The organism is Streptococcus cuniculi, from assembly GCF_004570575.1.
Taxonomy (GTDB): domain Bacteria; phylum Bacillota; class Bacilli; order Lactobacillales; family Streptococcaceae; genus Streptococcus; species Streptococcus cuniculi_A.
In genome coordinates, this window is record NZ_SPPD01000023.1 from 1 (window position 1) to 12,009 (window position 12,009).

9 protein-coding genes, 1 tRNA gene and 1 pseudogene are annotated in these 12,009 nt (G+C 44.3%); 9 read left to right on the forward strand and 2 right to left on the reverse strand.

Annotated features, from left to right (window positions below; translation table 11 throughout):
• Positions 1-51: 51 nt before the first annotated feature.
• A tRNA-Pro gene (locus E4T82_RS10785) sits at positions 52-125 on the forward strand.
• A gap of 268 nt (positions 126-393) precedes the next feature.
• Positions 394-2,409: an ATP-dependent DNA helicase RecG gene (recG, locus tag E4T82_RS10790; RefSeq protein ID WP_416222664.1), complete on the forward strand. Its 2,016-nt coding sequence runs from the start codon at positions 394-396 to the stop codon at positions 2,407-2,409.
• Positions 2,410-2,483: 74 nt separating this feature from the next.
• Here recG and E4T82_RS10795 read toward each other — a convergent pair whose 3' ends face one another.
• Positions 2,484-3,443, reverse strand: a complete 960-nt coding sequence (locus E4T82_RS10795) for an asparaginase (protein ID WP_135182800.1) — start codon at positions 3,441-3,443, stop codon at positions 2,484-2,486.
• 69 nt (positions 3,444-3,512) lie between these two features.
• Between E4T82_RS10795 and E4T82_RS10800 the strand changes: the two are divergent.
• Positions 3,513-4,878, forward strand: a pseudogene (locus tag E4T82_RS10800) (HAD-IIB family hydrolase).
• Positions 4,879-4,997: 119 nt separating this feature from the next.
• Here the strand turns inward: E4T82_RS10800 and E4T82_RS10805 are convergent.
• Entirely contained in the window at positions 4,998-5,450 is a 453-nt protein-coding gene (locus tag E4T82_RS10805; protein ID WP_135182801.1) for a universal stress protein, read from the reverse strand.
• Between the two features lie 122 nt (positions 5,451-5,572).
• Here E4T82_RS10805 and E4T82_RS10810 point away from each other — a divergent pair, with 122 nt between their 5' ends.
• From E4T82_RS10810 to gatB, 6 genes are all read left to right on the forward strand, one after another.
• Positions 5,573-6,787 (forward strand): pyridoxal phosphate-dependent aminotransferase, encoded by a 1,215-nt coding sequence (locus tag E4T82_RS10810; protein WP_135182802.1) that lies wholly within the window; start codon positions 5,573-5,575, stop codon positions 6,785-6,787.
• Positions 6,788-7,177: 390 nt separating this feature from the next.
• Positions 7,178-7,966, forward strand: a complete 789-nt coding sequence (gene codY, locus E4T82_RS10815; protein WP_135182803.1) for a GTP-sensing pleiotropic transcriptional regulator CodY — start codon at positions 7,178-7,180, stop codon at positions 7,964-7,966.
• A gap of 1 nt (position 7,967) precedes the next feature.
• Positions 7,968-8,516 (forward strand): cysteine hydrolase family protein, encoded by a 549-nt coding sequence (locus tag E4T82_RS10820; protein WP_135182804.1) that lies wholly within the window; start codon positions 7,968-7,970, stop codon positions 8,514-8,516.
• A 205-nt stretch (positions 8,517-8,721) separates the two neighbouring features.
• Positions 8,722-9,024, forward strand: a complete 303-nt coding sequence (gene gatC / locus E4T82_RS10825; RefSeq protein WP_135182805.1) for an Asp-tRNA(Asn)/Glu-tRNA(Gln) amidotransferase subunit GatC — start codon at positions 8,722-8,724, stop codon at positions 9,022-9,024.
• A complete protein-coding gene (gatA, locus tag E4T82_RS10830; RefSeq protein WP_135182806.1) occupies positions 9,024-10,490 on the forward strand; it encodes an Asp-tRNA(Asn)/Glu-tRNA(Gln) amidotransferase subunit GatA in 1,467 nt (488 codons plus the stop codon). The genes gatC and gatA overlap by 1 nt, the downstream gene beginning before the upstream one ends.
• Positions 10,490-11,929 (forward strand): Asp-tRNA(Asn)/Glu-tRNA(Gln) amidotransferase subunit GatB, encoded by a 1,440-nt coding sequence (gene gatB, locus E4T82_RS10835; RefSeq protein ID WP_135182807.1) that lies wholly within the window; start codon positions 10,490-10,492, stop codon positions 11,927-11,929. Before gatA ends, gatB begins: the two co-directional genes overlap by 1 nt.
• Positions 11,930-12,009 lie beyond the last annotated feature (80 nt).

The following is a 12,009-nucleotide window of genomic DNA, read 5'->3' on the forward strand; positions in this document are numbered from 1 at the left end:
TAAGTCGTCCTTACAAGTACTCTACAAGTGGGATACGCCCTCTTATATCTACGGGAAGTAGCTCAGCTTGGTAGAGTACTTGGTTTGGGACCAAGGTGTCGCAGGTTCGAATCCTGTCTTCCCGATTGTAGCAATCCACCTTAGAGTGGCTTTTTTATTGCTTTTGATATACGAGATAAGTTGGGCTTTTTGTCAACTCTAGTGGCTTATAATACAATGCGAGAGGGAAGTAGATTCTCTCTTTTTATGGTTAAAAGGATGCGTAGTTTAGTTGTAAAGCACCTAATAGGATATTCCTACTTCCTTTAATGGGCTTTATAATTTCTATAGAAGTAAAGGCAGTCACAAACATTCATGGTACTTTTCACTTTTTTTTGTTATAATCGGAGTATGATTAGTTTAGAGGATCGCTTAGTAGCCCTGCCTGGTGTAGGTGAGAAGTCGGCTGGAAAATTTCAACAATTGGGGTTAGAGACGGTAGAGGATGTACTGTGCTACTATCCTTTTCGTTATGATGATTTTGCGGCTCGATCGGTGTTGGAGCTAGAAGATGGGGAGAAGGCCTTGATTTCTGGTCAGGTGATGACACCTGCGACTGTTCAATATTATGGTTTTAAGCGGAATAAGTTGCGCTTTTCACTTAAGCAGGGGGAAGTGGTCATAGCAGTTTCCTTTTTCAATCAACCCTATCTAGCAGATCGAATTGAGCTGGGACAAGAAATCGCTGTCTGGGGAAAATGGGATAAGGCAAAGGCTGGTGTAACGGGTATGAAGCTGGTTGCCCAATTAGAGGATGAATTACAGCCAATCTACCATGTTTCACAGGGGATTTCTCAGGCCGGTGTTGTAAAACTAGTAAAGGCAGCGTTTGATAAGGGATATGATAAATTGTTGGGAGAAAATCTACCACAAGCCTTGATGGAACGTTACCGCTTAATGGATCGCAGACAGGCGGTGCGAGCCATGCATTTTCCAAAAGAGTTAGGAGAATACAAGCAGGCTTTGCGGCGCATCAAATTTGAGGAATTATTCTATTTTCAGTTGCGTTTACAACAGTTAAAGGTGGCTAATAAGGTAGCATCAGACGGTGTAGAAATTCTCTATAATGCACTTGCAGTGAAAGAAAAAATTGCTTCTTTGCCATTTGAGTTGACAGAAGCCCAAGGTAGGGCATTAGATGAAATTTTGGCGGATATGAAGTCTGTAGAACACATGAATCGTCTCTTGCAGGGAGATGTCGGGTCTGGAAAGACAGTTGTTGCAGCTTTAGCTATGTATGCAGCCTATACGGCTGGGATGCAGTCGGCAATCATGGTGCCAACTGAGATTTTGGCAGAGCAACATTTTGAAAGTTTATCTCAGCTCTTTCCGGACTTATCGATTGCTTTATTGACAGGTGGGATGCGGGTAGCACCTCGTAGGACTGCTTTAGCAGCGATTGAATCTGGACAGGTGGATATGATTGTAGGAACTCATGCGCTTATCCAGGATGGAGTAACATATCATCGTTTAGGATTGGTGGTCACGGACGAGCAGCATCGCTTTGGTGTTAAACAGCGGCGATTATTGAGAGAAAAAGGAGCGAATCCTGATGTCTTGATGATGACGGCAACGCCTATTCCTAGAACGTTAGCAATTACCTCTTTTGGTGATATGGATGTATCGATTATCAATCAGCTTCCAGCAGGGCGTAAGCCCATTGTGACCCGTTGGATTAGGCATGAGCAATTTCCAGTTGTGCTGGAGTGGCTCGAAAAAGAAGTAACTAAAGGTGCACAGGTTTATGTCATTTCACCTTTGATTGAGGAATCAGAAGCACTTGATTTGAAAAATGCCATTGCTTTGGAAGAGGAATTGGCAGCATATTTTAAGGGGAAAGCAAGTATCGCTTTACTTCATGGTCAAATGAAAAATGATAAAAAAGAGGCGATTATGCAGACCTTTAAAGAGGGACAGACAGATATTTTGGTCTCCACCACGGTGATTGAGGTCGGTGTGAATGTCCCTAATGCAACGGTTATGGTGATTATGGATGCCGACCGGTTTGGACTGAGTCAATTGCATCAGTTGCGAGGTCGTGTTGGTCGTGGTCAGAAGCAATCCTATGCGATTTTGGTGGCCAATCCCAAAACAGATTCGGGTAAGGATCGGATGCGGATTATGACGGAAACAACAGATGGATTTGTCCTAGCAGAAGAAGATTTGAAAATGCGGGGCTCTGGTGAAATTTTTGGAACGCGTCAATCGGGCTTGCCTGAATTTCAGGTGGCCAATATCATCGAAGATTATGCCATCTTAGAAGAGGCAAGGCGAGTAGCGGCTCAGATTGTGTCAGAGCCAGATTGGCAAAGTCGGTCCGAATGGCAGGTTTTATTACCGTATTTAAGAAAAGAAGAGCGATTAGATTAAATAATTTCCTAGGCCGAGGACCTAGGAAATTTTGTGTTTTATAATAGTATTATCCTTCAAAATAGAATAGTTAATCAGCCTTCCAGATAGTCTTTCAACTCTTGCCCTTTCAAACCAGCATTTAGGGCGATGAGGAGTTTGAGGCGAGCTTTGGGGGCGTTGAGTTCCTTGACAAAGAAGATGCCGTCTTGGTGCAATCTCACTCCGCCACCAGCGTAGGCATAGACAGGTTCCGCAATACCATTGAAGCAACGGGAAACGAGGGCAATTGGAATACCAGCCTCATGAAATTCAGTGAGCTTATCAGCCACTTCTTGTGGCAGATTTCCTGCTCCAAAGGCTTCGATGATGATGCCGTCGAGTTTACTGATGTCTAGCATGTCTAGTAACTCTGTCTTCATTCCAGCGTAGGCAGGGATAATTGGCACAAATCCTGAGATCTTATCTAAATCAAAGCGGACGCGAGATTCTGCATTTTTGAAGTAGAGAATTTCGTGTTTCATCACAAGGCCAAGTGGTCCGTGGGTCGGTGTTTGGAAGGTTCCGACATTGGTTGTATGGGTCTTAGTAACGTATTTTGCCGCATGAATTTCATCGTTCATGACCACGAGAACGCCCTTGTCTTTTGCCTTGTCATGACTAGCAACGCGCAGGGCAGTGAGGTAATTGTAAACTCCGTCGCTTCCTAGTTCATTTGATGAGCGCATAGCACCTGTCAAGACAACTGGAAGATTGGGTAAGTCCATGGTATCAAGAAAATAGGCTGTCTCTTCGAGGGTATCGGTCCCGTGTGTGATGACCACTCCGTCGTAATGATCTGCTTCCTCCTTAATCTTGTGATAGAGATGAAGCATATGATTTGGGGTCATGTAGGGGCTAGGAAGATTGAAGATATCTAGCGCTGTGACTTGAATTCCTTCGAGCGGAACGGAGACATGATTCATAGGATTTTCTTGATTTGTAGTGACTTTTCCTGTGCTATCTGCCTGCATGGAAATGGTACCGCCTGTATGTAAGACAAGAATATTTTTCATAAACTTTCAGATTCTTTCTAAATGTGGTATACTAATTGTAACATAAAATGCGAGAAAGTAGGTGAGATGTTGGAGATTAAGGCTGTTTTTTTCGATATAGATGGGACCTTGTTGACAGATAGTCGGACAATCAGTCCATCCACCATCTCAGCCATCAATCAATTGAAGAAACAGGGGATTTTGGTAGGGCTAGCTACGGGTCGGGGACCTCGCTTCGTTCTCCAGTATATGGCTTCCTTGGGCATAGATTTTGCGGTGACCTACAATGGTCAGTACATTCTATCAAGGGAAAAGGTCCTCTTTATGCAGGAGCTACCGAAAGAAGATATGCCAGCTTTGATTGAATACGCGAAAAAATACAAGAAAGACCTCTCTTTCGGAACAGCTTTTGGGGTAGCTGGTAGTCGGATTATGAGTTTTGGTGGTGGTAATCTGGCTTATCGTTTGACGCGGATGATTCCGGCTTCTTGGGCTGGACTGGTCAATTTTATCTTCAACCGCTTTATCCGAAAAGTCAGTCCTCAAGATAAGGAACAGTTGCGGATTATCTCTGAACGCTCGATTTATCAAATGATGTTACTCGCGACAGAAAGGGAGACGAGAAAGCTGGCTTCGCAGTTTCCGAATTTGACTTTTACGCGTTCGAGCCCTTATGCGGTGGATATTATTTCGAAGGAAAATTCGAAATTAGAGGGCATCAAGCGTGTCGGGAAGCAGTACCACTTTACGCTCGATGAAGTCATGGTGTTTGGTGATTCCAATAATGACTTGGAAATGCTAGCGGGTATTCCTCATTCAGTTGCCATGAAAAATGGGACTCGAAAGGCTCGTCAGGTAGCCTTTTATGTAACGGACAGTAATAACCATGATGGTATTTTTAAGGCCTTAGAGCATTTTGGTCTCGTTGAAGGAGGAGCAGATGTTTCGCAGTAAAGATTCTCAGTTCAATGCGGTCAAAGAATTTCATGCCAAAATGGACGGGGTGACCCAAGAGTCTCCCAAAGCTTACGATGGGCAAACTGCCCTCCATCGATCCGATTTTAAGCTAGAGGAAATTGTCGAATTTTTATATGCGACATCAAGGAATGATGAGGAGTTTAAAGGGTTTATTCAAAACCTTCATCAGGCCTTGGATAAGGCTGCTAGCAAGTCTCAACAGAAGGAAAAACCAGCTAATCCCTTGTTGGGGCAGGTCGATGCCTTGCTTGATTTGCTCTACTTCACCTATGGTTCTTTTGCCTTGATGGGTGTTGATCCAAAGCCGATTTTTGACATTGTTCATCAGGCCAATATGGGAAAAATTTTCCCGGACGGACGAGCGCATTTTGACCCTGTGACCCATAAAATTTTAAAACCAGATGATTGGGAAGAAAGATTTGCTCCAGAACCTGCTATTCAAAAGGAATTAGAGCGACAGATGACAAAAAAATCATAAAAGCGACGGGAATCCGTCGCTTTTATAGTGGATTGGGACATCGTTAAGTCGCTTTGATGGCCGCTAGCTCTATCGGCAGCTCCTTGTTTTGTCCTCTTCCTTTCTCCATCCAGTATATACTACATGGTTTTATCTTTATCCCGCACAACCAGCAAATCAATGGTGGTGTGGCGGAGGATGTATTCGGAAGAAGATCCGATGAGGAGGCGTTCAAAAGTATTGAGACCTGTTGCGCCTAAGAGCATCAAGTCAGCGCCTGTTTCTTTAGGAATATCGTGGGCAAGGAGGGTTTTAGGGTTCCCAAATTCGAGAACGATTTGCACATCAGCGAGACCTGCTTGCAGCGCCTTTTCTTGGTATTCCTTGAGGAGAGTCTGGGCTTCTTGCTCAAGCGTCTCATAGATGGTAGCATCGAAAGCTGCAACATTGTACAGTGCACGTGTGTCAATGACGTGGGCAATGATCAGTCGTGCTTGGTTGCGCTTTGCAACGTGAATGGCTTTGTGGAGCGCTAATTCAGCTTCTTTTGAACCATCGACTGCGACCAGAATAGTGTGATAAGATTGTGTCATAGGTCTTCACCCCTTTCTTTCCCTATATATTATAACATATTTTTGAGGAAAAGTGAAGTAGTTCTTGTTATTTTGAGGAATTTAGGCTAAAATAATACCAGTAGAAAGTCGAGGGAATCTTGATGAGACAGTTTGATAAATCAATGAAATTAGACGATGTCGCCTATGATATTCGTGGGCCAGTATTAGAAGAAGCGATGCGCATGCGGGCAAATGGTGAGCAAATTTTGCGTTTAAATACGGGAAATCCTGCTGAGTTTGGCTTTACGGCGCCAGATGAGGTGATTCATGATTTGATTCACAATGCGCGGAAATCAGAGGGTTATTCCAATAGTAAGGGGATTTTTTCAGCTCGTAAGGCGATTATGCAGTATTGCCAGTTGAAGAATTTTCCTAATGTAGATATTGAAGATATTTATTTGGGAAATGGGGTCAGCGAGTTAATCGTTATGTCTATGCAAGGGCTGTTAGATAATGGTGACGAGGTCTTGGTGCCGATGCCTGATTATCCTCTTTGGACAGCGGCTGTCAGCTTGGCTGGTGGACATGCGGTCCACTATGTCTGTGATGAGGCGGCGGATTGGTATCCAGATTTGTCTGATATGGAGTCGAAAATCACTTCTCGTACCAAGGCACTCGTCCTCATCAATCCTAACAATCCAACAGGTGCTTTATACCCGAAAGAAATCCTAGAGGGGATTGTGGCTATTGCGCGTCGCCATGAGTTGATTATCTTCTCGGATGAAATTTATGACCGTATGGTTTTTGACGGGACAGTGCATATTCCGATTGCGACCCTAGCGCCTGACTTGTTTGTCGTCACCATGAATGGCTTGTCCAAATCGCACCGTATCTGCGGTTTCCGTGTGGGTTGGATGGTCTTGTCTGGACCAAAACGTCATGTAAAGGGCTATATTGAGGGACTCAATATGCTGTCTAATATGCGTCTTTGCTCGAATGTCTTGGCCCAGCAGGTAGTACAAACCTCGCTGGGAGGCTACCAGTCCGTTGACAAGCTCTTGATGCCAGGAGGGCGTTTATATGAGCAACGGGAATTTATTACAAAAGCCATCAGCGATATTCCTGGCTTGTCTGCTGTGAAGCCCAAGGCAGGGCTTTACATCTTCCCGAAAATTGACCGTGACATGTATCGGATTGATGATGATGAGCAGTTTGTCTTGGACTTTTTGAAACAGGAGAAAATCTTGCTTGTTCACGGACGAGGCTTTAACTGGAAAGAGCCAGATCACTTCCGCATTGTTTATCTACCGCGTGTGGATGAGCTAGCCGAAATTCAAGAAAAGATGACGCGTTTCTTGCGGCAGTATAGACGCTAATGCAAGTCAAGATATCTATGTTTCAAAAGAGTGACAAAAATGCTCAGAGCGCCTGTTCCTATAACTATTCTTTCAACTCTTAGAAAAGCAGGAGCTTGTTTTTCTAAGAGTTTTTTACTAGAGCTGTTGCAGGCTACGCCTGCTTTATATGGTGAATGGAATAAAGGTTAGGACATCGCTAAGTCGCTTTGATGAAGGCCAGTTCTATCTGCAGCTCCTTTCCTTGTCCCATTCCTTTCTCAATCCACTATAGATATGGCTACCCTTGTGGTACAGTCGCTTTTTATACGCCCTCGTATCTTGTTGGACAATATGTAATTTTCTGATAATTGTTGAAATTAAAGGTTTGTTTTGGTATAATGAAAGCAATTACAGAGTAAAGAGGATAATATGACTACATTATTAGAAAAGACGCGAGACATCACGTCTATTTTGAAGCGTTCAGAAGAGCAATTGTCAGAGGACTTGCCTTACAATACGATTGCGGAACATCTCTCAGAGATTATTGATTGTAATGCCTGCATTATCAATAGCGAGGGAGAGGTCTTGGGATACTATATGAAATACAAGACCAATAATGACCGCGTAGAAGAATTCTTTCTGACCAAGCAATTTCCAGATGGGTATGTGAAGGGAGTGGCACAGGTGTATGATACCCAGGTCAACCTTCCAGCTGACAGCGAGTTGACAGCGATTCCGGTGGAATCTCGCTCCATGTATCCTAATAGTCTGACCACGATTGCCCCGATTCATGTGACGGGGATTCGTTTTGGCACCTTGATTATTTGGCGCAACGAGGAACAATTTGACGAAGATGATTTGATTTTGGTTGAAATTGCAGCGACAGTGGTTGGGATTCAGCTCTTAAATTTCCAACGGGAAGAAGATGAGAAAAGTATTCGTCGCCGTGCAGCGGTCAATATGGCGGTTAATACCCTCTCGTATTCAGAGATGAAGGCTGTTTCAGCTATTTTGGGTGAGTTGAATGGTGATGAGGGACAGTTGACTGCTTCTGTGATCGCAGATAGAATCGGGATTACTCGGTCGGTGATTGTCAATGCCCTGCGGAAGTTAGAAAGTGCAGGAATCATCGAAAGTCGCTCCTTGGGAATGAAAGGAACCTACTTGAAAGTCTTGATTCCAGCCATTTTTGATGAAATTAAGAAACGGGATTATTAAGATGACCAAGGCACTTATTTCGATTGATTATACGATCGATTTTGTAGCAGATGAGGGGAAATTGACAGCAGGTGCTCCTGCCCAAGCAATTTCACAGGCAATCTATGATGCAACCCAGCAGGCCTTTGACCGTGGGGATTATATTGTATTTGCTGTCGATCTGCATGAAGCAGATGACGCCTTTCATCCAGAAAGTCACCTCTTTCCGCCTCATAATATCAAGGGGACAAGGGGACGGCATTTATATGGTCCCTTAGCAGATTTTTATGCACAACATCAGGAGCATGCGCGGGTCTGTTGGCTTGATAAGCGCCATTATTCAGCCTTTTCAGGAACGGATTTGGATATTCGTTTGCGGGAAAGACGGGTGGACACGGTGGTTTTGACAGGTGTCTTGACGGATATTTGTGTCCTTCATACAGCTATTGATGCCTATAATCTGGGGTATAAGATTGAGATAATCGCTTCAGCTGTAGCTAGTCTGACAGAAGAACGGCATCAATTTGCCCTACGACATGCTGAGCAAGTCTTAGGAGCAGACATACGATAGAATAATAGAGACTGGGCTTGAAGAACAGCTCGGTCTTTTTCATTTTTTACCAAGAACAGAAATGTGTGCGTTGGAATACCATTTCATTGAGGAAGCAAAGGGATTTGTGGTAAAATAAGAGGGATACAGTATGGGAAATCAAAAGAGGTGTTGGAATTGCACGATTTTGATTTCCTTTCGAGTAGGTGCAAGAAAGGATGCAATGATGAAAATTACGCAAGAAGAAGTTCGTCATGTAGCCAAGCTATCAAAGTTGGCTTTTAGTGAGGAAGAAACAGCAGCTTTTGCAACGACCTTGAGCAAGATTGTCGATATGGTTGAGTTGCTAAATGAAGTGGATACGACAGGTGTTCCTGTCACCACAACAATGGCAGAGCATAAAAATGTGATGCGGGAGGATGTTGCTCAAAAAGGTGAAGATAGGGAGGAACTCTTTCAGAATGTTCCCGAATCTCACCAGTATTTTATTAAAGTTCCAGCCATTTTAGACGGAGGAGGGGAGGCCTAATGAGTTTTAATCACTATTCAATTGATGAGTTGCATGACCTTCTCGTCAAGAAAGAAGTATCGGTTGTGGAATTAACAAAAGCGACCTTGGAAGATGTCAAAGCGCGTGAGGAGACAGTCGGTAGCTTTATTACGATTGCAGAAGAAGAGGCCTTAGCTCAAGCTGCTAAGATTGATGAAAAAGGGGTTGATGCCGGCAATGTAATGGCAGGGATTCCGCTTGCTGTCAAGGATAATATTTCTACTAAGGGAATCTTGACAACGGCGGCTTCTAAGATGCTCTACAATTATGAGCCCATTTTTGATGCAACTTCAGTAGCCAATGCCTATGGAAAAGACATGGTTGTCATTGGAAAAACTAATATGGATGAATTTGCCATGGGTGGATCGACTGAGACGTCTTACTTTAAAAAGACCAAGAATGCTTGGGATCAGACCAAGGTGCCAGGAGGATCCTCAGGTGGTTCTGCGACAGCCGTAGCCTCTGGTCAGGTGCGCTTGTCACTCGGTTCAGATACCGGTGGCTCTATTCGTCAACCAGCCGCCTTTAACGGAGTGGTCGGGATGAAGCCAACCTATGGAACGGTGTCTCGTTTTGGCTTGATTGCCTTTGGTAGTTCCTTGGATCAGATTGGTCCCTTCTCACAGACGGTCAAAGAAAATGCTCAGTTGCTCAATGTGATTGCAGGCCACGATGCAAAAGATGCTACCTCAGCTCAGCTTACGGTGGCAGATTATACCAGCAAGATTGGCAAAGACATCAAGGGTATGAAGATTGCCCTTCCCAAAGAGTACATCGGAGAGGGGATTGACCCGCAGATTAAGGACTGTATTTTACAAGCAGCCAAGCACTTGGAGAGCCTAGGTGCTGTGATTGAGGAAGTCAGCTTGCCTCATAGCAAGTATGGTGTAGCAGTGTATTATATCATTGCCTCATCTGAAGCTAGTTCAAACTTGCAGCGTTTTGACGGGATTCGCTATGGTTTCCGTGCAGAAGATGCGACGAATTTGGATGAGATTTATGTCCATACGCGTAGTCAAGGTTTTGGTGACGAGGTTAAACGCCGTATTATGCTTGGAACCTTTAGTTTGTCATCTGGTTATTATGATGCTTACTTCAAAAAAGCGGGTCAGGTTCGCAGCTTGATTATCCGTGATTTTGAGCAAGTCTTTGCTGACTATGATTTGATTTTAGGTCCGACTGCTCCAACAGTTGCCTATGGCCTTGGGACGATGAATCAAGACCCTGTTGCTATGTATCTAGCTGATTTGTTGACCATTCCCGTCAACCTTGCAGGCCTACCGGGGATTTCAATCCCTGCTGGTTTTGTGGAGGGGCTGCCAGTTGGCTTGCAATTGATTGGACCAAAACATAGTGAGGAAACCATTTACCAAGTGGCGGCAGCCTTTGAAGCAACAACAGATTACCATCAACAGCAACCTGTGATTTTTGGAGGTGAAAATTAATGAACTTTGAAACCATTATTGGACTAGAAGTCCATGTTGAATTAAATACCCATTCAAAGATTTTCTCCCCCTCCTCTGCGCATTTTGGTGAGGGTCCAAATGCCAATACCAATGTGATTGACTGGTCTTTCCCTGGTGTCTTACCTGTCTTAAATAAGGGTGTGGTTGAAGCAGGGATTAAGGCAGCGCTGGCCTTGAACATGGACATTCATCAGCACATGCACTTTGACCGCAAGAACTACTTTTATCCGGACAATCCTAAGGCTTACCAGATTTCGCAGTTTGATGAGCCAATTGGCTATAATGGCTGGATTGAGATTGAGTTAGAGGACGGTACTAGTAAGAAAATCCGTATTGAACGGGCGCACTTAGAGGAAGATGCAGGGAAAAATACCCATGGAACAGACGGTTATTCCTATGTTGATTTGAATCGTCAGGGAGTGCCTTTGATTGAGATTGTCTCGGAAGCGGATATGCGTAGTCCAGAAGAGGCCTATGCTTACCTGACAGCACTGAGAGAAATCATTCAGTATACAGGGATTTCAGATGTCAAAATGGAAGAAGGGTCAATGCGGGTTGACGCCAATATCTCTCTTCGTCCCTATGGTCAAGAAGCCTTTGGGACGAAAACGGAGTTGAAAAACTTGAACTCCTTTAACTACGTTAAAAAAGGCTTGCAACATGAAGTAGAACGCCAAGCTAAGATTTTACGATCAGGTGGTCAAATTCAGCAGGAAACCCGCCGTTATGATGAAGCGACGGGGGAAACGATCCTCATGCGCGTCAAAGAAGGATCAGCTGATTATCGCTATTTCCCAGAGCCAGACCTACCTTTATATGAGATTGAGGACAGCTGGATTGCTGAAGTTGCTTCCACTTTACCGAAGTTTCCTAAGGAGCGCCGTGCAGATTACATGCAGCGTTTAGGTCTATCAGCCTATGATGCGAGCCAGTTGACTGCGACCAAAGCCTTGTCAGATTTCTTTGAAGCAGCTGTTGCGCTTGGTGGTGATGCCAAGCAGGTATCTAACTGGTTGCAAGGAGAGGTGGCGCAGTTCTTGAATGCCGAGCAAAAGACCTTGTCAGAGATCGCCCTTTCGCCAGAAAATCTGGTCGAAATGATCGGCTTAATTGCTGACGGCACCATTTCATCAAAAATTGCTAAGAAAGTCTTTGTACATCTAGCGAAAAATGGGGGTTCTGCGCGTGAATACGTAGAAAAAGCTGGCTTGATTCAGATTTCAGATCCCGCTGTCTTGATTCCAATCATTCATCAGGTCTTTGCGGATAATGAAGCAGCTGTGGCAGACTTCAAATCTGGCAAACGCAATGCCGACAAGGCCTTTACGGGATTCCTGATGAAGGCAACCAAAGGGCAGGCCAATCCACAGGTTGCGCAGCAGTTACTAGCCCAAGAATTGCAGAAGTTGTTGGACTAATTACTGGTATTCTTGATGGATGTGCGCTAATACAAGTACAACATTATAGATAGTAAAAGGCTCAAAACCAATGAACTACT

Excerpts from the sequence above, each read along its gene's own strand:
- E4T82_RS10795 (WP_135182800.1), bottom strand. The coding sequence starts at position 3,443 with ATGAAAAATATTCTTGTCTTACATACAGGCGGTACCATTTCCATGCAG.
- E4T82_RS10805 (WP_135182801.1), bottom strand. The coding sequence starts at position 5,450 with ATGACACAATCTTATCACACTATTCTGGTCGCAGTCGATGGTTCAAAA.
- E4T82_RS10810 (WP_135182802.1), top strand. The coding sequence starts at position 5,573 with ATGAGACAGTTTGATAAATCAATGAAATTAGACGATGTCGCCTATGAT.
- codY (WP_135182803.1), top strand. The coding sequence starts at position 7,178 with ATGACTACATTATTAGAAAAGACGCGAGACATCACGTCTATTTTGAAG.
- E4T82_RS10820 (WP_135182804.1), top strand. The coding sequence starts at position 7,968 with ATGACCAAGGCACTTATTTCGATTGATTATACGATCGATTTTGTAGCA.
- gatC (WP_135182805.1), top strand. The coding sequence starts at position 8,722 with ATGAAAATTACGCAAGAAGAAGTTCGTCATGTAGCCAAGCTATCAAAG.
- gatA (WP_135182806.1), top strand. The coding sequence starts at position 9,024 with ATGAGTTTTAATCACTATTCAATTGATGAGTTGCATGACCTTCTCGTC.
- gatB (WP_135182807.1), top strand. The coding sequence starts at position 10,490 with ATGAACTTTGAAACCATTATTGGACTAGAAGTCCATGTTGAATTAAAT.